Genomic DNA, 19672 nt, shown 5'->3' on the forward strand with positions numbered 1-19672 from the left:
GGGTGTCAACTATGAGTGACGTCACGCTCCGTCTCCAGCCGGGCCAGTACCAGCCGGGCCGTCTCCGTGGGGGTGCCGCCCACCCCGACGCCGGCCGCCTCCAGCGCCTCCCGCTTCGCCCGTGCCGTGCCGGACGAGCCGGAGACGATCGCGCCCGCGTGACCCATCGTCCTGCCCTCCGGCGCCGTGAAACCGGCGATGTAGCCGACGACGGGCTTGGTGACGTGCTCGCGGATGTACGCGGCGGCGCGCTCCTCCGCGTCACCGCCGATCTCCCCGATGAGCACGATCAGCTCGGTGTCGGGGTCGTCCTGGAAGGCGGCCAGGCAGTCGATGTGGGTCGTCCCCACCACCGGGTCGCCGCCGATGCCGACGCAGGTCGAGAAGCCGGTGTCCCGCAGCTCGTACATGAGCTGGTAGGTGAGCGTCCCGGACTTCGACACCAGGCCGACGCGGCCCGGCTTGGCGATGTCGGCCGGAATGATGCCCGCGTTGGACTGCCCGGGGGTGATCAGCCCCGGGCAGTTGGGGCCGACGATCCGGGTGCCCCGGGAGCGTGCGTACGCGGTGAAGGCGACGGAGTCGTGGACCGGGACGCCCTCCGTGATGACGACCACGAGGCCGATGCCCGCGTCGACGGCCTCCACGACGGCGGCCTTGACGAAGGCGGGCGGGACGAACACGACGGACACATCGGCTCCGGTCGACCGCATACCGTCGTCCACCGACCCGAAGACGGGGACCGCACGGTCGTCGAAGTCGACACTCCGGCCCGCCTTGCGCGGGTTGACACCGCCGACGACGTCCGTGCCGGCCGCGAGCATCAACCGGGTGTGTTTCATGCCCTCACCGCCGGTCATGCCCTGGACGAGGACCTTGCTCCACTTGGTGAGGTAGATGGCCATGCGTCGTCTCCTCAGGCAGCGTGGGCGAGTCGGGCGGCTTCGCGCGCGGCGCCGTCCATGGTGGTGGCCTGGTGGACCAGCGGGTGCGCGTGGCCGTCGAGGACGGCTCGGCCGCGGGCCGCGTTGTTGCCGTCGAGGCGCACGACGAGCGGCTTGGTCGGCCGCACGGTCTCCAGGGCCCGGACGATGCCGTCCGCGACCGCGTCGCAGGCGGTGATCCCGCCGAAGACGTTGACGAGGACGGACTTCACGGCCGGGTCGGAGAGGACGACGGACAGACCGTCGGCCATGATCTGGGCGGAGGCCCCGCCGCCGATGTCGAGGAAGTTGGCGGGGCGGGCACCGCAGCCCGCGACCACGTCGAGGGTGGACATGACGAGGCCGGCGCCGTTGCCGATGACGCCCACCTCTCCGTCCAGCTTGACGTAGTTGAGGCCCTTCGCGGCGGCGGCCGCCTCGAGCGGGTCGTCGTGGGTCGTGTTCTGTGTGCCCCAACGGGCCTGGCGGAAGCGGGCGTTGTCGTCGAGGGTGACCTTGCCGTCGAGGGCCAGGATCTGTCCCTGCGCGGTGCGGACGAGCGGGTTGACCTCGACCAGGAGGGCGTCCTCGCGGACGAGCACCTGCCACAGGCGTACCAGGACGTCGACCGTCCGCGGTGGCAGCCCGGCCGCCTCGGCGATCTCGGACGCCTTCGCCGAGGTGACACCCTCGACCGGGTCTATATGGACCCGCGCCACGGCCTCGGGCCTGGTCGCCGCCACCTCCTCGATCTCCATGCCACCCTCCGCGGAGGCGATGGCGAGGAAGCGGCCGGCCGCCCGGTCCAGGACGTAGGAGACGTAGAACTCGCTCTCGATGTCGACGGGTTGGGCCAGCATGACCGTGCCGACCGGGTGGCCCTTGATGTCCATGCCGAGGATCTGACGGGCCGTGAGTTCGGCGGCGGCGGGGTCGGCGGCCATCTTCACTCCGCCCGCCTTGCCCCGCCCGCCCGTCTTCACCTGGGCCTTGACCACGACCCGTCCCCCGAGCGCGCGGGCGATCCGGCGTGCCCGGGCGGGTGAGTCGGTGACCTCCGCCCTCGGCACCACGATGCCGTGTTCCTCGAAGAGTTGCCTTGCCTGGTGTTCGTAGAGATCCACTTCGGCTCCCGTCTGACGCGTCGTCCGGAGAGCGATCCCCGGACCCTGAAAAGTGCCGCACGCCCCCTGGACACCACCCACCGGATGCGGGATAACAAGCTTCATACAGTATTCGTCGACTGTATGCAATGTACCGCGAGAGCGTTCCAATCCCCGAGGAAGGGACAGGACTTCGCCATGCCCGACGACACCCAGGACGGCCAGGACGTGATTTCCGGCGGTCATCTCGTTGCCAAGGCCCTGAAGGCCGAGGGGGTCGACCGCATCTACACCCTGTGCGGCGGCCACATCATCGACATCTACGACGGCTGCGTCGACGAGGGCATAGAAGTCGTCGACGTCCGCCACGAACAGGTCGCCGCCCACGCCGCCGACGGCTACGCCCGCATCACCGGCAAACCGGGCTGCGCGGTCGTCACCGCGGGACCCGGCACGACCGACGCCGTCACCGGTGTCGCCAACGCCTTCCGCGCCGAGTCCCCGATGCTGCTGATCGGCGGCCAGGGGGCACTCACCCAGCACAAGATGGGGTCCCTCCAGGACCTGCCGCACGTCGACATGATGACGCCGATCACGAAGTTCGCGGCGGCCGTGCCCGACACGGCGCGCGCGGCGGACATGGTGTCCATGGCGTTCCGCGAGTGCTACCACGGCGCTCCCGGACCCTCCTTCCTGGAGATCCCGCGCGACGTCCTCGACGCCAGGGTGCCGGTGGCCGGGGCCCGCGTCCCGAAGCCCGGCGCCTACCGCGCCTCGACCCGCTCGGCCGGTGACCCCGAAGCCGTCGAGAAGCTCGCCGACCTGCTCGTGCACGCCGAGAAGCCGGCCGTCCTGCTGGGCAGCCAGGTGTGGACGACCCGCGGCACCGAGGCGGCCGTCGACCTCGTACGGACGCTGAACATCCCGGCGTACATGAACGGGGCCGGCCGCGGCACCCTGCCGCCGGGCGACCCGCACCACTTCCAGCTGTCGCGCCGCTACGCCTTCTCCCACGCCGATGTCATCGTCATCGTCGGCACGCCCTTCGACTTCCGGATGGGCTACGGCAAGCGGCTCTCGCCGGACGCGACCGTCGTGCAGATCGACCTCGACTACCGGACCGTGGGCAAGAACCGGGACATCGACCTCGGGATCGTCGGCGACGCGGGACTGGTCCTGAAGTCGGTGGCCGAGGCGGCCTCCGGGCGGGTCAACGGGGGCGCCTCCCGGCGCAAGGAGTGGCTGGACGAACTGCGCGCCGCCGAGCAGACGGCTCTGGAGAAGCGGCTGCCGAGCCTCAGGTCGGACGCCTCCCCGATCCACCCGTACCGGCTGGTCAGCGAGATCAACGACTTCCTGACCGAGGACTCGATCTACATCGGCGACGGCGGCGACATCGTCACCTTCTCCGGGCAGGTCGTGCAGCCCAGGTCGCCCGGCCACTGGATGGACCCGGGCCCCCTCGGCACCCTCGGCGTGGGCGTCCCCTTCGTGCTCGCGGCCAAGCAGGCCCGCCCCGACAAGGAGGTCGTCGCCCTGTTCGGCGACGGCGCGTTCTCCCTGACCGGCTGGGACTTCGAGACGCTGGTCCGCTACGACCTGCCGTTCGTCGGCATCGTCGGCAACAACTCCTCGATGAACCAGATCCGTTACGGCCAGGCCCAGAAGTACGGCCCGGAGCGCGAGCGGGTCGGCAACACCCTCGGCGACGTCCACTACGACAAGTTCGCCCAGATGCTGGGCGGTCACGGCGAGGAGGTCCGCGACCCCGCCGACATCGCACCGGCCCTCAGGCGCGCCCGCGAGTCGGGCAAGCCGTCGCTGATCAACGTCTGGGTCGACCCGGACGCGTACGCCCCCGGAACCATGAACCAGACGATGTACAAGTGAGGTGAACGCCCATGACCGCCAAGGCACTTGACGGCGTCCGCGTCCTCGACATGACGCACGTCCAGTCCGGACCCTCGGCGACCCAGCTGCTCGCCTGGCTCGGCGCGGACGTCGTCAAGCTGGAGGCGCCGACCGGTGACATCACCCGGAAGCAGCTGCGCGACCTCCCCGACGTCGACTCCCTCTATTTCACGATGCTCAACTGCAACAAGCGGAGCATCACCCTCAACACCAAGACCGAGCGTGGCAGGGAGATCCTCACCGAGCTGATCCGGCGATCCGACGTGATGGTCGAGAACTTCGGCCCGGGTGCGGTCGACCGTATGGGATTCACCTGGGATCGCATACAGGAGATCAATCCGCGGATCGTGTATGCCTCGATCAAGGGGTTCGGCGAGGGCCCGTACACCGGCTTCAAGGCGTACGAGGTCGTCGCCCAGGCCATGGGCGGGTCGATGTCCACCACCGGGTTCGAGGACGGCCCGCCGCTGGCGACCGGCGCCCAGATCGGGGACTCGGGCACCGGCGTGCACGCGGTGGCCGGCATCCTGGCGGCGCTCTTCCAGCGGGAGCACACCGGACGCGGGCAGCGGGTCAACGTGGCCATGCAGCACGCCGTGCTCAACCTCTGCCGGGTGAAACTGCGCGACCAGCAGCGTCTGGCGCACGGCCCGCTCGCCGAGTACCCCAACGAGGACTTCGGCGACGAGGTCCCCCGGTCCGGCAACGCCTCGGGCGGCGGACAGCCCGGCTGGGCGGTGAGGTGCGCGCCCGGTGGCCCCAACGACTACGTGTACGTCATCGTGCAGCCCGTCGGCTGGCGGCCGCTCAGCGAGCTCGTCGGCCGGCCCGAACTCGCCGACGACCCCGAGTGGGCGACCCCGGAGGCCCGCCTGCCCAAGCTGGGCAAGATGTTCCAGCTGATCGAGGAGTGGTCCGCCACGCTGCCCAAGTGGGAGGTGCTGGAGCGGCTCAACGCCCACAACATCCCGTGCGGTCCGATCCTGTCCACCAGGGAGATCATCGAGGACCGGTCGCTGGTCGCCAACGAGATGGTCGTGACGGTGCCGCACCCCGAGCGGGGCGAGTTCGTCACCGTCGGCAGCCCGCTGAAGCTCTCCGACTCCCCTGTGGACGTGAGCAGTTCACCGCTGCTCGGCGAGCACAACGAAGAGGTCTACGTCGGCGAGCTCGGTCTCGGCGACGAGGAGCTGCGCCTGCTCAAGTCGAACGGAGTGATCTGACGTGATGGCCGAGGACCGGGTCCTGAGGGTGCGTGCGCTCCTCGACTCCGTGCGGGCCGAGGGACGTACGGCGCTGACCGCACCCGAGGGCAAGGTGATCGCCGACGCGTACGGGATCGCCGTACCCGGTGAGGAGCTGGCGACCGACGTCGACGAGGCGGTGGCGTACGCGGCGCGCTTCGGCGGGCCCGTCGTGATGAAGATCGTCTCGCCGGACATCCTGCACAAGACCGACGCCGGCGGAGTGATCGTCGGGGTCGAGGGGGCGGCGGAGGTACGGGCCGCGTTCCACACCGTCGTCGACAACGCGCGCGCCTACGACCCGAAGGCGCGCATCGCGGGCGTGCAGGTCCAGGAGTTGCTGCCGCAGGGGCAGGAGGTCATCGTCGGGGCGGTCACCGACCCGACGTTCGGAAAGGTCGTGGCCTTCGGACTCGGCGGAGTGCTCGTCGAGGTGCTGAAGGACGTGACCTTCCGGCTCGCGCCCGTGGACGCGGACGAGGCGCTGTCCATGCTGGACTCGATCCGGGCGGCGGAGATCCTGCGCGGGGTGCGCGGCGCGCCGGCCGTGGACCGGTGGGCGGTCGCCGAGCAGATCCGCCGGGTGTCCCAACTCGTCGCGGACTTCCCGGAGATCGCCGAGGTGGATCTCAATCCGGTGATCGCCACACCGGAGGGGGCGGTCGCCGCCGACATCCGGGTGATCCTCGCGGAGTCGCAGCCACCATCCCGTCGACGGTATACACGCGACGAGATCCTGACGACCATGCGCCGTCTCATGCAGCCGAACTCCGTCGCCGTGATCGGCGCGTCCAACGAGCAGGGCAAGATCGGCAACTCGTTGATGCGCAACCTCGTCGACGGCGGTTTCGCCGGGGAGATCCATCCGGTGAACCCCCGGGCCGATGACATTCTGGGCCGCAAGGCGTACAAGAGTGTCACCGACGTTCCCGGTGAGGTGGATGTGGCGGTCTTCGCGATCCCCGCCAAGTTCGTGGCCTCGGCGCTGGAGGAGGTGGGACGCAAGAAGATCCCGAACGCCGTACTGATCCCCTCCGGGTTCGCGGAGACCGGCGAACACGAACTCCAGGCCGAGATCGTGGAGATCGCGGAGCGGCACGGCATCCGGCTGCTCGGACCGAACATCTACGGCTACTACTCGACCTGGCACGACCTGTGCGCCACGTTCTGCACACCGTACGACGTCAAGGGCGGGGTCGCGCTGACCTCGCAGTCCGGTGGCATCGGGATGGCCATCCTGGGCTTCGCCCGCACCACGAAGACGGGCGTGTCGGCGATCGTCGGCCTCGGCAACAAGTCCGACCTGGACGAGGACGACCTACTGACCTGGTTCGGCGAGGACCCGCACACCCGGTGCATCGCCATGCACCTGGAGGACCTCAAGGACGGGCGGGCCTTCGTCGAGGCGGCGCGGGCGACCGTACCGAAGAAGCCGGTCGTGGTGCTCAAGGCCGGCCGTACGGCGGCCGGTGCGAAGGCCGCCGGCTCGCACACCGGGGCGCTGGCGGGCGACGACGCGGTGTACGACGACATCCTCCGGCAGGCCGGTGTCATCCGGGCTCCCGGTCTGAACGACATGCTGGAGTACGCGCGCGGGCTGCCGGTGCTCCCCACTCCCCGGGGCGACAACATCGTGATCATCACGGGGGCGGGCGGCAGTGGCGTGCTGCTCTCCGACGCGGTCACCGACAACGGGCTGTCCCTGATGGAGATCCCGCCGGACCTGGACGCGGCCTTCCGGGAGTTCATCCCGCCCTTCGGGGCCGCGGGCAACCCGGTGGACATCACCGGGGGCGAGCCGCCGTCGACGTACGAGGCGACGATCCGGCTGGGTCTGGAGGACCCGCGCATCCACGCGCTCGTCCTCGGTTACTGGCACACCATCGTCACTCCCCCGATGGTCTTCGCGGAGGTCACCGCGCGCGTGGTGGCGGAGTTCCGGGAGCGCGGGATCGAGAAGCCGGTGGTGGCGTCCCTCGCGGGTGACGTCGAGGTCGAGGAGGCCTGCCAGTACCTGTACGAGCGGGGGGTCGTGGCGTACCCGTACACGACGGAGAAGCCGGTGGCCGTGCTCGGCGCGAAGTACCGCTGGGCACGGGCGGCGGGGCTGCTGGGCGGTGGTTCATGAGCTGAGCGGCTGTGGGGCCGGCCGACGGTGCGCGTCGGCCGGCCCCGGGTCCCGTGCGCGCACGAAAGGCATTGGACAGGGGGCGCTGGCCAGATCTTTCGACGCAAGGGGTGCTACGCGACATGACAACCACCGACTACTCGGCGTCCGTCTCCCGCAGGGAGGTGACGGACCGCAACGGCCGCGTGTACCGGATCGGCGAGACCGACCGGGACATCATGGGGCGGCCACGATGGACCATGGTGCTCTTTCCGTGGATGGGCATGCTGGGCATCAGTTCCTCGGAGTACGCGTTCACTTCGGCCGAGGACACGTTGCACGAGGCCCATCTGTGGAGCAGTGGGCACATCTTCTGGTTGATGGGCGTCTGGGTGTTCTTCCAGGCGGCCGTGGCCTTCCCGACCGGCCAACTGCGCGAGAGCGGAAGGCTGCCCGCACGGTACGCGATGGTGATCGGCGCGCTGGGCACGGTCCTCGGCTACGTCTCACTGGCCTTCGCGCCGAACGTGATCGTCGCCTACCTCGGCTTCGGCATGTGCAGCGGCATCGGCGCCGGTCTGGTCTACGCGACCTGTGTGAACATGGTCGGCAAGTGGTATCCGGAGCGCAAGGGCGGCAAGACCGGCCTGGTCAACGGCGGTTTCGCCTACGGCTCGGTGCCCTTCGTCTTCCTCTTCACCTCGTACATGGACCTCGGCAACTACAAGGGCGTCCTGGTGACGGTGGGCCTCGTCTGCTGCACCGTCGTGGCGTTCGCGGGCTGGTTCTTCAGGGATCCGCCGAAGAACTGGTGGCCGCCGCACGTCGACCCGCTCAGGCTGACCGACGACCCGAAGATCCGGCGGGCGCTGGAGAAGAACCCGCCGGCGGCGAAGCAGTACACCCCCAAGGAGGCGGCCCGCACCCCTGTCCTGTGGATGATGTGGTTCTGTCTGCTGTGCACGGCCGGCATCAACATCTTCGGCATCGCCTTCCAGGTGCCCTTCGGCAAGGACATGGGCTTCGCGGGCGGGATCGTCGCCACGGCGATGTCGCTGAAGGCGATCGTCAACGGCACCGGACGGGGCGTGATCGGCTGGATCTCCGACCGCTACGGCCGCCGCAACACCCTGATCATCGTCTGCCTCGTGCTCGGCACCGCGCAGTTCGGCGTGCTGGTCTCCGGCCAGATGGGCAGCATGCCGTTCTTCCTGTTCTGCTCCATGGTCTCCGGTTTCGGCGGCGGGGCGATCTTCCCGCTGTTCGCGGCCATGACGGCGGACTACTTCGGCGAGAACAACAACGCCAGCAACTACGGGATGGTCTACAGCTCGAAGCTCATCTCCGGTCTCGTGGGGTCGGGGGTCGGCTCCGTCGTGGTCGGGGCCTGGGACTACGAGGGCGCTTTCGTCCTGGCGGGTTCCATCGGGCTGGCCTCCGCGGTGCTGGCGGTCTTCCTCACCTCACCGGGCACACCGAAGGCCCGCAACGTCGTCCCCAACCCGCAGCCGCTCGGTGAGGAGATGGCCTGACACGACGGCGTTCTTCCGCACACGCACCGGCAGGCGGCCCTCTCCGCACCACGCGGGGAGGGCCGCCTGCCGGTGTCGTACCGGACTAGTGACGCTTCCTTCGGAGGGCCGCGAGGTTGTCGTAACCCGTCTTGGCGAAGGCCAGGGACTGGGCGAGGTCCGTGGAGCTCGGCGCGTTGTCCTGCTCGACCATCGGGTTGTGGTAGTTCCGGTCGCCGACGCGCGAGAAGAACGTGGTGTAGTCGATGACACCGGTACCGAAGGGCACCATGTCGTAGCCCATGCCGTTGGTCGCGTTCACGATGCCGTCCTTGGCGTGGAACAGCGGGTAGCGCTTGTTGTTGCGGACGACGAGCCCCGCCGGGTCGAAGACCTTCTCCCGGATGGAGCCGTCGTGGGCGGTGTACGTGTGGAACTTGTAGCGGGCCACGTGCGCCCAGAAGATGTCCATCTCCAGCCAGACCGTTCCGGGGTCGGTGACCTTCAGGAAGTACTCCAGCTTGCGTATGCCGGAGCTGCGGGTCGGGCGGCCCTGGGCGTCCGAGGGGCCCCCGTCGAGCAGGAAGCCGTAGGCCGCGTCGTGGTTGTGGGTGTACAGCTTGATGCCCTCGCGGCGGGCGATCTCACCGAGCGCGTTCCACTTGTCGGCCGCCACGTCCCAGTCGGCCCGGTAGTCGCTGCCGGTGGGGTCGCCGCCGGTGCCCATGTGCGCCATGCCGAGGATGTTGGCGATCTCGAGGTGCTTCTTGAAGGTGTCCAGGTCGGGTGTGGTCAGCGGCCAGGACGGCGGTATGAAGCCGTGGTTGCCCTGCGCGCGCAGCCCGTACGCGTCGAGCCAGGACCGCAGCAGCCTGGCGCCCGCCACGGATTCCAGGGTGGCGCCGCCGGGGGCGTTGGCGTGCTGGCCGTATCCGGCGAACTCCACCTGGCGGTAGCCGAACCGGGAGAGCTGCTTGAAGACCTCGCGGAAGCCGGAGGGCAGCTCGGTGGTGAGCGGGTCGCGGCCGGTCGCGTCCCGGACGGTGTAGAGGATGATGCCCCGCCGGTTCGCGGGGACGAGGACGTCGCCGCCGTGGCCGTGGTGGTGCCCGTGGTCGTGGTCTCTTCCGCGGTCCTGTGCGAGGGCGGGCGAGGCGCCGAGGACGGGTGCGGCGATCGCCGTGGCGGCGGCCGCGGTGCAGGTGCTGAGGAAGCGGCGGCGGTTGACGCCGAGCGTGCGGCGCAGGGCGTCGCCGGTTCCGGATTCGTCGTTGAACGCGGTCACGGTTTCTCTCTTTCGGGTCGGTGTCCAGCTGGGGCGGGTGCGGTCCGGCTGCTGCTCGGGGTCGGGTCGGAGGTGTGCGCCGGCCGATCTCCGGTCGCGTTGTCAGTGGCGCGTGCTTCACTTTCCGTAGTCGCTCGTCTCGTCCCGGCGCGTCTTGTCACGCTTCGTCAGGTGAGGCCGGCGAGGTCGAGCAGCAGCGATTTCACTTCGGTGGCCGCGACGCGGCCGGTGACGGTGTGGGGGGTGGAGCAGATGATGAGCGGACCTTCGTCGTCGCTCAGGGGGAGGCGGCCGTGGCTGCCGCGAATAGGTGAGGGGTCCAGCGGCACCACCGCCATGCGGTAGCGCATGCCGAGTTTCTTGCGGGCCAGTGCCGTCGCGGCTTTGACCCTGACGTAGGGGTCGAGCGGGTCCATGAAGAGTTCGACCGGGTCGTAGCCGGGTTTGCGGTGGATCTCGACGAGCTGCGCGAAGTCGGGCGCGTGGGCGTCGTCGACCCAGTAGTAGTACGTGAACCAGGCGTCCGGCTCCGCGACGGCGACGAGTTCGCCGGAGCGCGGGTGGTCGAGGTGGTGGGCCTTCTTGCCCTCGTCGTCGAGGAGTTGCTCGATGCCGGGCAGGCCGTCCAGGGCGGCGCGGGTCGCGTCGAGGTCTTCGGGCCGGCGAACGTAGACGTGGGCGATCTGGTGGTCGGCGACGGCGAAGGCGCGCGAGGCCGTCGGGTCGAGGTACTCCATGCCGTCCTGGGTGTGCACGTCGAGGAGTCCGGCACGGCGCAGGGCCCGGTTGATGTCGACGGGGCGGTCCGCGCGGGTGATGCCGTATTCGGACAGCGCGACGACGGTACGGCCCTGGGCGCGGGCCTCGTCCAGCAGCGGGGCCATGGCGGTGTCCAGGTCGGTGGCCGCCTTCAGGGAGCGTGGGTCGTCGGGGCCGAAGCGCTGGAGGTCGTAGTCGAGATGAGGGAGGTAGCAGAGGGTCAGGTCGGGTCGGCGGGTGCGCATGATGTGGCGGGTGGCGTCGATGATCCAGCGGCTGGAGACCAGGTCCGCGCCGGGTCCCCAGAAGTGGAACAGCGGGAACGTGCCGAGTTTCTCTGTGAGTTCGTCGTGCAGGGCGGGGGGCCGGGTGTAGCAGTCGGGTTCCTTGCGGCCGTCGGCGTAGTAGACGGGACGGGGGGTGACGGTGATGTCGGTGTCGGCGCCCATGGCGTACCACCAGCAGATGTTGGCGACGGTGTAGCCGGGGTGCGCCCGGCGGGCGGCGTCCCAGAGCTTGTCCCCGGCGACGAGTCCGTTGTGCTGGCGCCACAGGAGGACGTCACCGAGTTCGCGGAAGTACCAGCCGTTGCCGACGATGCCGTGCTGCGAGGGGTGGGTGCCGGTCAGGAAGGTGGACTGGGCGGCGCAGGTGACGGCGGGCAGGACGGTGCCGAGTGCCGCTTGGGATCCGGCTCGGCCGAGCGCCTTGAGGTGGGGCATGTGGTCGAGGAGGGAGGGGGTGAGGCCGACGACGTCCAGGACGAGGAGAGGGGTGGGCCCGGCCTGTCCGTCGGGTGAGTGGGTCACGGCAGCTCCTTGAGGCCGAGGTCCGTCAACAGGTCGCGGGCGAGGGCGAGTTCGGCGGCGATGCCGTCGGCGAGCTGAGTCCGGCCGCGGGGCCGCAGCTCGGGCGGGAGTGCCTGCCAGGTGTAGGTCTCCACCTCGAGGTGGCGGGTGAGCGGGTGCGGGCCGCCGACGAGGCGGGTCAGCGCGGCCTTCAGGACGGGGAGCGTGGAGGTGAGGGGCGGGGCGGGGGCCGCGTGCAGCGGGACGTGGAAGTGGGCGCGCCAGGGTGCCGCGTCGGGCAGCGTGTCGCCGGCGAGTGCCTCTTCCAGGTCGTCGGTGCCGTGGAGGCCGGCCGGGGTGCGGGTGCGGGTCTGGTGCAGGAAGCGGGGTTCGTCGAAGGCGGCGAGTGCCTCGATGACCTCGGGAAGGTGGGGGTGTTCGGCGTGCAGGGCGGCCGAGAGCTGGGACTTGACGACGGGGACGCCGGCGCGGGCGAGCGCGTCGAGGGCGGTGTGCGGGTCTTCGAAGGAGGTGGCGAGGTGGCAGGTGTCGACGCAGATGCCGATGCGGTCGTGGGCGAGCGCGGTGAGCGGGGCGAGCGCGTCGGCGGTGGTCTCGACGACGCAGCCGGGTTCCGGCTCCAGGCCGACCCGGATGGAGCGGCCGGTCAGCTCCTCGAGGGCGTCGAGGCGGTCGGCGAGGGTGCGCAGAGCGGTGTGGGCCGTCTCGGCACGTCGGGTGTCGTGGGCGGTGCGCCAGGCGATCGGCAGGGTGGAGACGCTGCCCTCGGTGACGTCGTCGGGGAGCAGCCCGGCGAGGACGCGGGCCAGGGCGGTGGTGTGGGTGAGGCGTTCGGGGTCGGCCCAGTCGGGCCTGTACACGCGGTACTTGACCTCGTCGGCGCCGAAGCCCTCGTAGGGGAAGCCGTTGAGGGTGACGACTTCGAGGCCGCGCCGGTCGAGTCCGGTGCGCAGGCCGCGCAGGGCGGACGGGTCGGTGACGAGGGCGTGCGCGGCGTCCCTGGCGAGCCACAGGCCGATGCCGAGGCGGTCGCGGCCCAGGCGGCGGCGGACTGGCTCGCAGTGGTCGCGGAGCTGGGCGAGGACGCCGTCGAGGGTTTCGGCGGGGTGGACGTTGGTGCAGTAGGCGAGGTGGACGGTGGAGCCGTCGGGGTGGCGGAAGCGCATCGCTCACGCCTCCGCGGCGACGGCGCCGGTCGGCTCGGCCGCGTCCGAGGGAGCGCCGCGCAGGACGGAGTTGCCCTCGTGGGTGGCCTCCGTGGCGGCGACGTCCAGACGCAGGCGGCCGCTCAGGCCGTAGAAGGCGACGGGGTTGTGCCACAGCACCCGTTCGACCTCGTCCGGTGTGAACCCTTCGGCCAGCATCAGGTCGCCGACCTTGCGGGTCTTGAGGGGGTCGCTGCGGCCCCAGTCGGCGGCGGAGTTCACCAGGACCCGCTCGGGTCCGTACGCGCGGAGGATCGCGACCATCCGCCGCTCGTCCATCTTGGTGTCGGGATAGACGGAGAAGCCCAGCCAGCAGCCGCTGTCCTTGGCCTCCTTGACGGTGGTCTCGTTGAGGTGGTCGACCAGGACGTGCTCGACGGGCAGCGCCGACTCACGGACCACGTCGAGGGTGCGGCGCAGACCGGCGAGCTTGTCGCGGTGCGGAGTGTGGACGAGGGCCGGCAGCGCGTGGTCGGCGGCGAGCTGGAGCTGGGCGGCGAGCACGGTGTCCTCGGCGGGGGTCATCCCGTCGTAGCCGATCTCACCCACGGCCACGACCTGGTCCTTCACCAGATAGCGGGGCAGTTCCCCGAGGACGGGCAGGCAGCGCGGGTCGTTCGCCTCCTTGGGGTTGAGAGCGAGGGTGCAGTGGTGGGCGATGCCGTACTGGGCGGCGCGGAAGGGTTCCCAGCCGATGAGGGAGTCGAAGTAGTCGAGGAAGGAGGCGGGTGAGGTGCGGGGCTGGCCGAGCCAGAAGGAGGGTTCGACCACGGCGCGGACACCCGCGGTGTACATGGCCTCGTAGTCGTCGGTGGTCCGTGACGTCATGTGGATGTGGGGGTCGAAGAGGCGCATCAGGACTCCTTTGCGTCGCCGTCCCGCGTGGTGTGCCGGGCGGACGGGGCGGCCGTGGGGTCGGTCAGGGCCAGGACGTGGTGCAGGTCCTGGGGCACGGGGCGGCCCGCGGCGGTGCGTTCGGCGGCGTAGTCGGCGAGCATGCGGGCGAGTTCGGTGTCGGCGTGGGCGCGGCCCCGCAGGTCGGCCACCTCGTCCACGGGCACACCGGTGAACAGGCACTTCAGGACGGCGTGGCGCCAGTCGTGGGGGGCGAGGTGCCGGGCCGCGTACGGGCCGACGGCGGCGGCGAGGAGCCGGGTGTCGTTGCTGCGCAGGGCGTCCTCGACGAGCGGGAGGGCGTCCGGGCCGGGGACGAGACGGGGCAGGGCGTGCAGGACGGCGCGGCGTTCGGCGGCGGTGCCCTGGAAGTAGACGCGGGTCACGGCGTCCGTGCCGGCGCGGGCCGCGTCGAGGATGAGGATGCGGGCGGCGTCGGCGTACTCGGGGCCGCAGCGTCGTCCGGCCTCCGCCAGGCGCAGTTCCCACACCGAGATCGGACCGTGGATGCCGGGGTGGGCGACGGCTTCGAGGAGGGCCTGGTCGAGCCAGTCGCGGGCGTCTTCCGCGAGGTGGGCGTCGAGGTGGTGACGCAGCTCGGCCAGGGGGGTGAGGGCGAGGGTGGTGCCCTTGCCGATCGCTGCCGGGGTTGCCGGGGTCGCCGGTTCGGCAGGCTGGCGGGTCATGGTGTGCTCCCTTCAGTGTGTGCGTGGGGCGCGCCCGGGGGTGCCAGGGGCGGGGTGGTCATGGCGTGTCGGCGGTCGCGGCCCGGCGCAGGAACGGGAGGGACCGTGCGGCGTGGTGGGGGCCGGCGTGGGAGTGGCGGGGCAGTTCGACGACGGTCAGCCCCTGGTAGCCGGTGGCGGCCAGGGCGGCGAGTACGGGCGGGAAGTCGATGTCCCCGTCGCCGAACGGAAGGTGCTCGTGGACGCCGCGCCGCATGTCCTCGATCTGGACGTGCCGCAGCCAGGGGGCGGCGGCACGGACGCAGTCGGCGGGGGCGAGGGGTTCCAGGCACTGGCAGTGGCCGATGTCGAGGGTCAGACCGAGCTGCCCGGGGTCGCCGAGGGTCCGGCGCAGCCGGTGGAAGTCGGCGAGGGTGGCGAGGAGATGGCCCGGCTCCGGCTCGATGGCGAGCGGGACGCCCGCGGTGGCCGCCGCGTCGAGGACCGGAGCCAGTGCGTCCGCCAGACGCTGCCACGCCGTGTCCGGGTCCGTTCCCGGCGGGAGGACTCCGCTGAAGCAGTGGACGGCGTGGGCGCCGAGGTCGGCGGCGATGCGGACGGCGCGGACCAGCAGGTCGACGCGACGGTCCCGGTCCGCCGGCTCGGGCTCCAGCAGGGAGGGGCCGTGCTTGCGGCGCGGGTCGAGCACATAGCGGGCGCCCGTCTCCACGGTCACGCCCAGGCCCAGGGCGTCCAGCCGCCGGGCGAGACGGCGGGTGCGGGCGGTGAGGTCGGGGGCGAGCGGGTCGAGGTGCATGTGGTCGAGGGTCAGACCGACGCCGTCGTATCCGAGGTCGGCGAGCAGCGCGAGGGCGTCGTCGAGCCGGAGGTCGGCGAGACCGTTGGTGCCGTAGCCGAAGCGGAGCGGGTTCGGGCCGTCGGGCCGGTCGGTGGTGCTCGTGCCCTGTGCGGGGGTGGCGGGCGGCTGCGGGGCATACGGCCGGCCGGTCCCGGTGGGACGGGTCCGCGGGGTGCGCGGGTTCGGGGTGCTCATGTGACGCTCACCCTCCTCGCGGAGCTTCTGCCGAGCGGGGCGAGGACGGCGACGAGAAGCGCGGTGACCGGTGCGCCGGAGCGGGCGGCGAGCGCTGCCTGGAGGGGGATCGTGGCGCGGATGCCGCCGGCCACGGCTCGTTGGGTGAGCGGAGGGGACGGGTTGAGGACGGCGTGCGCGTACGGGCGGGCGGCGGCCCCGGCGTAGGCGGCGCCGAGCAGGATGCGCAGGGCGTCGGAGGCGGGGCGTGCGGTGGGGTGCGCCGGTGGGCGACGGTGCCGGATCGCGGGGCGCGGGGCTCCTCGTAGCCGGCCCGGCAGCTCGCGGGAGATCGCGGGGTGCGGGGCGTCCCGCCTCAGGCCCCGCGGGCCCGGCAGGTCGGGGGCGGCTGCTTCCCGGCGGTCTGCCGGGGAGCGTGCGGGGTGGTGGGTCACCAGGCGGGTCAGCAGTCCGGTGACCGTGAGGGCGGCCAGGGGTGCCAGGGAGGTGCCGCCCCGGGTCTCCTGCCGGGACACGGCCGTCACCGCGAGGGTGTGGGCGCCGAGGAGGCCGGCGGACGGCAGTGCCTCGCGGGTGCGGCCGGTGGTGGCCGCGGCGCCCAGCAGCAGGTCAAGCCCGCGTGCGGCGGCCATGGCCGCCGGCCCGGCGGGTGTGCGCTTGAGGGCGAGGTCGTACGCCCAGACGGTCGCGGCGAGCGGGGCGGCGACGGCCAGTGCCGGGCGGCCGGCGACGGCCGCGAGACCCAGCCCGCCACCGGTCAGGGCGCAGGCCGCCGTGAGGGCCGCGGCGGGCCGGACCCGGCCGGAGGGCAGCGGGCGGTGCGGGCGCTCCGCCGCGTCCTCGTGCCGGTCCGCCCAGTCGTTGAGAGCCATGCCGGCGGCGTAGAGGCAGAGCGAGGAACCGATGGCGAGCAGGGTGCGGGCGGTGGGACGGGCGCCGGACGCGGCGGCGCCGGCCAGGGCGTCGCCGGGGACCGTGAACAGGGCGGACACCCGCAGCAGTTCGGCCCACGCCCGCCCGCGACTCCGACGGCCCGCGCCGTCTCCAGCCCGGGTCGCGGGGCCTGCGGGCGCGGGGCCTGCGGGCGCGGGGCCTGCGGGCGCGGGGCCTGCGGGCGCGGATCCTGCGGGTGCGGATCCTGCGGGTACGGATCCTGCGGGTACGGAGCCAGCGGGTACGGAACCTGCGGGCGCGGGGCCTGTGGGTGCGGATCCGCCGACTTCGGACCCGGCGGCATTGGACCCGCCAACTCCGGACGCGGCGGCATTGGACCCGCCAACTCCGGACCCGGCGAGGGCACCCTCCCCGGCGTCCCTCTCCGCCACTCCGCCTGCCTTGACGCTCATGTCCGTACGGCGTTCCGCCGCCCCCTCGTTCGGGTCCGCCCCCTCACCCCGCCGGAATCCGCCGGCCTTCCCCGTAGACCGTCGCCGGCCGCTCGACCTGGTCCTCAGCCTCAGCCTCATCCTCGTGCCCCCGACTCGCCCACCGGTCGCCCGTCCCTCGGTGGCCCGCCCACCGACCGCCCGCCCACCGACCGGGGCCCCGAGGGCCGCTCCCCCGCCGGACTCGGACGGACCGGCCGTGGCTCCGGCTCCGGCGACGTCCGCCGCAGTCGTCGCGCGAACCCCGACAGCGCGTCGTACTGCTCGGCCAGTGCCGACGGCCCGTCTCCCACCGGGTCCTTGAAGTAGAAACCCAGCTCGGTCAGCGGGCCGGAGCGGCCCGTCTCGTGGGCGCGGGCCGTCAGGCGCGCCAGGTCGAGGACGAGGGGGGCCGCGAGGGCCGAGTCGCAGCCCTGCCAGATCGTCTGGAGGACCATGCGGGTGCCGAGGAAGCCGTCGAAGGCGATGTGGTCCCAGGCGGTCTTCCAGTCACCGAGCGCGGGAACGTCGTCGATGTGCACCTCGCCCTCGGGCGGCGTGCCCAGGGTGTCCGCCAGCACCCGTTCCTTGCCCGCGTTCTTCGCCGCCGCCGCGGCCGGGTCGGCCAGGGCCGCGCCGTCGCCGCCGCCCAGCAGGTTCGTGCCGGACCAGGCCCGGACCCCGAGGGCCCGCTGCGCGAACATCGGGCCGAGCACCGAGCGCAGCAGTGTCTGGCCGGTCTTGCCGTCACGGCCCGCGTACGGCAGGCCGCTCGTCGCCGCCGGGTCCGCCAGCGCCGGGTGGTGCAGTCCCGTGGACGGGGTGAAGTTCACGTACGGGCAGCCGGCGCGCAGGGCCGCCGCCGCGTACAGCGAGCTCGGCGGAAGCACGCGCCCCGCTGCCGCGGGCTCGGTGGATGCCACGTTCACCACCACCGCCCGCGCGAGCCCCCGGCGTCGTACGAAGTCCGTGATGTCCGCGGCGAAGGCGGCGATCAGTTCCTCTTCGTCCCGGGTGTCCCCCGGTGCGGGGCCGCCCGGCCGGATCTCCCGGTCGGCGGCGGCCAGTTCGGCCTCGACGGCGGTCGGCAGGCCGTACGGCAGGACGCCCTCGGCGGCCAGCGCCTCCGCACGTTTCGGCAGGGGGCAGTCGACCGTGTCGTGGCCGCCGAAGACGAGGGACGACAGGGGCGGCAGACCGGAGCCGGCGAACAGGGGTGTCTCGGTGACCAGGCCGACCGGCGGGTGCAGACCGGCGGTCATGGCGGCGCAGCCCGCCACGGCGGTGGTGGCGACGGAACCGCGGGCCCCGATCAGCCAGACGCCGACGGGCGGCGGGGAAACGGACGCGGACATGGGCAGCCTCCTTGTCGAACGCGTCAGGCACGAGCCCGGCGGCAGGCGGCGCGACGGGGAACGTGCCACAAGTGGCGGGGTAGGTGCGTCGAAGTGGCCGGAAGCGACAGGGGAGACGGCGGGCGGAGGTCCGGCGTCCTCCGCCCGCCGTCGCTCAGTCGCCCTCGGCGGGCAGTTCCCTGATCCGGACGTCACGGAAGGAGACCTGGTCGTCGGCTCCGTGGTTCTGGATGCCGATGTGTCCCTCGCGCAGACTCCGGGCGGGGTCGGTGTTCGTGAAATCGTTGATCTGCACGCCGTTGAGCCGGACGCGGAGGCGTTCGCCCTCCACGCGGATCTCGTACGTGTTCCACTCCCCCGGCGGATTCAGCGCACGGTCGCGCTTCCCCAGGTCGGCGGAGTGGAAGCCGTAGACGGACCCGGTCGTCCGCTCGGGTGTGTCCGTGGCGTCGATCTGTATCTCGTAGCCGTTGTTCACGGCCGACCACGGATCGTCCGAGGGTGGGAAGCCCACGAAGACACCGGAGTTGTCGTCGCCGGCCGTCTTCCAGTCGAGCTTCAGCGAGTACGAACCGAAGCTCTCGCCGGCGTACCACAGCATTCCCATGCCGCCCGTGGACGTCAGGGTGCCGTCGTCCAGGGTGAAGGAGCCCGGGCCCGCCTGTTGCCAGCCCTCCAGTGACGAGCCGTCGAAGAGGGGACGGTATCCGTTCTCCGGTCGGCAGTCCGCCTGCACATCGCCGATCGCATACAGGATTCCGCCCGTCAGGTGTCGACGGAATGCCGGGTCCGCGAACGACTCCTTGGTGTGGCCGCCGCCCGTGTAGAAGGCGCGGCCGCCTCGGTAGGTCTGGCACCAGGCGATCGGGTGATCGCCGTTCATCGTGCCGCCGGTGTACGAGGCCTCGTCGAGCGAGGCGAGGACGTGCACCCGATCCCTGGGATTCGAGCGGTAGTTGTACCACTCGTCGGTGCGCTCCCAGCGGTCGGTGAGCGCCGAGGTCGCCGGATGCGCGCGGTCGTCGACGGCCACCGTCGCCGGCTGGATCGCCGGGTGCGACTGGAAGTAGGCGCCGACGAGACCACCGTAGAACTCCCAGTCGTACTCGGTGTCGGCGGCCGCGTGGATGCCGGCGTAGCCGCCGCCGTGCCGGATGTAGCCCTCGAAGGCGGTCTGCTGGGCGGGGTCGAGGACGTCCCCGGTCGTGGACAGGAAGACGACCGCGTCGTACCGCCGCAGGTTGCGGGCGGTGAAGGCGCCGGCGTCCTCGGTGGCGTCGACCGTGAAGCCGCTCGTCTCACCGAGCTGTCTCACCGCGGCGACGCCCTCGGCGATGGAGTCGTGCCGGAAGCCGGCCGTCTTGGAGAAGACGAGGACCCGCTTGGCGTCCGCGCTGTGCGACGCGGCCGGCTCGGATACACAGCCCAGGAGCAGGGCGGCTCCCGCGACTGCGGTGGTCCAGCGGCTCATCGAGCGCATGTC

General features: G+C 71.8%; 15 protein-coding genes. 4 read left to right on the plus strand and 11 right to left on the minus strand.

The features are described 5' to 3' along the window. Window positions 1-5 precede the first annotated feature (5 nt). Both sucD and sucC read right to left on the minus strand, forming a co-directional pair. Window positions 6-905, minus strand: a complete 900-nt coding sequence (sucD, locus tag OG985_RS11615) for a succinate--CoA ligase subunit alpha (RefSeq protein WP_371668212.1) — start codon at window positions 903-905, stop codon at window positions 6-8. An 11-nt stretch (window positions 906-916) separates the two neighbouring features. Then, on the minus strand, window positions 917-2047 hold the full coding sequence (gene sucC / locus OG985_RS11620; RefSeq protein WP_371668213.1) for an ADP-forming succinate--CoA ligase subunit beta: 1131 nt from the start codon (window positions 2045-2047) through the stop codon (window positions 917-919). Window positions 2048-2224: 177 nt separating this feature from the next. On the opposite strand from sucC, the gene OG985_RS11625 reads away from it, so the two are divergent. The 4 genes from OG985_RS11625 to OG985_RS11640 all read left to right on the plus strand — a co-directional run bounded on the left by OG985_RS11625 (window position 2225) and on the right by OG985_RS11640 (window position 8820). Further along, window positions 2225-3916 (plus strand): thiamine pyrophosphate-binding protein, encoded by a 1692-nt coding sequence (locus OG985_RS11625; RefSeq protein WP_371668214.1) that lies wholly within the window; start codon window positions 2225-2227, stop codon window positions 3914-3916. Between the two features lie 11 nt (window positions 3917-3927). Further along, window positions 3928-5160, plus strand: a complete 1233-nt coding sequence (frc, locus tag OG985_RS11630; protein ID WP_371668215.1) for a formyl-CoA transferase — start codon at window positions 3928-3930, stop codon at window positions 5158-5160. A 4-nt stretch (window positions 5161-5164) separates the two neighbouring features. Then, entirely contained in the window at window positions 5165-7309 is a 2145-nt protein-coding gene (locus tag OG985_RS11635) for an acetate--CoA ligase family protein (RefSeq protein WP_371668216.1), read from the plus strand. Window positions 7310-7431: 122 nt separating this feature from the next. Then, window positions 7432-8820, plus strand: a complete 1389-nt coding sequence (locus OG985_RS11640) for an OFA family MFS transporter (RefSeq protein ID WP_371668217.1) — start codon at window positions 7432-7434, stop codon at window positions 8818-8820. An 85-nt stretch (window positions 8821-8905) separates the two neighbouring features. On the opposite strand, the gene OG985_RS11645 is transcribed toward OG985_RS11640, so the two are convergent. From OG985_RS11645 to OG985_RS11685, 9 genes are all read right to left on the minus strand, one after another. Then, window positions 8906-10084 carry a sugar phosphate isomerase/epimerase family protein gene (locus tag OG985_RS11645; RefSeq protein ID WP_371668218.1) on the minus strand — a complete coding sequence of 393 codons (1179 nt, stop codon included), beginning with the start codon at window positions 10082-10084 and terminating at the stop codon, window positions 8906-8908. A 167-nt stretch (window positions 10085-10251) separates the two neighbouring features. Continuing rightward, on the minus strand, window positions 10252-11652 hold the full coding sequence (locus tag OG985_RS11650; protein WP_371668219.1) for an alkaline phosphatase family protein: 1401 nt from the start codon (window positions 11650-11652) through the stop codon (window positions 10252-10254). Continuing rightward, the gene (gene eboE / locus OG985_RS11655; RefSeq protein WP_371668220.1) at window positions 11649-12818 is read right to left on the minus strand and encodes a metabolite traffic protein EboE; all 1170 of its coding nucleotides are present in this window, start codon (window positions 12816-12818) and stop codon (window positions 11649-11651) included. Before eboE ends, OG985_RS11650 begins: the two co-directional genes overlap by 4 nt. 3 nt (window positions 12819-12821) lie before the next feature. Next, a complete protein-coding gene (locus OG985_RS11660) occupies window positions 12822-13712 on the minus strand; it encodes a TatD family hydrolase (protein ID WP_371668221.1) in 891 nt (296 codons plus the stop codon). Beyond that, a complete protein-coding gene (locus tag OG985_RS11665) occupies window positions 13712-14437 on the minus strand; it encodes an EboA domain-containing protein (RefSeq protein ID WP_371668222.1) in 726 nt (241 codons plus the stop codon). The genes OG985_RS11660 and OG985_RS11665 overlap by 1 nt, the downstream gene beginning before the upstream one ends. 58 nt (window positions 14438-14495) lie before the next feature. Continuing rightward, on the minus strand, window positions 14496-15470 hold the full coding sequence (locus OG985_RS11670; RefSeq protein ID WP_371668223.1) for a sugar phosphate isomerase/epimerase family protein: 975 nt from the start codon (window positions 15468-15470) through the stop codon (window positions 14496-14498). Further along, window positions 15467-16462, minus strand: coding sequence for an SCO3242 family prenyltransferase (locus tag OG985_RS11675; protein WP_371668224.1), 996 nt, complete (start codon window positions 16460-16462; stop codon window positions 15467-15469). The genes OG985_RS11670 and OG985_RS11675 overlap by 4 nt, the downstream gene beginning before the upstream one ends. Before the next feature lie 470 nt (window positions 16463-16932). After that, on the minus strand, window positions 16933-18189 hold the full coding sequence (locus OG985_RS11680) for an inositol-3-phosphate synthase (RefSeq protein ID WP_371668225.1): 1257 nt from the start codon (window positions 18187-18189) through the stop codon (window positions 16933-16935). A gap of 154 nt (window positions 18190-18343) precedes the next feature. Further along, complete coding sequence (locus OG985_RS11685; protein WP_371668226.1) at window positions 18344-19669, minus strand: ThuA domain-containing protein; 1326 nt, start codon at window positions 19667-19669, stop codon at window positions 18344-18346. Between the last annotated feature and the right edge of the window lie 3 nt (window positions 19670-19672).

Origin of the sequence: Streptomyces sp. NBC_00289, from assembly GCF_041435115.1 — a bacterium.
Lineage (GTDB): Bacteria > Actinomycetota > Actinomycetes > Streptomycetales > Streptomycetaceae > Streptomyces.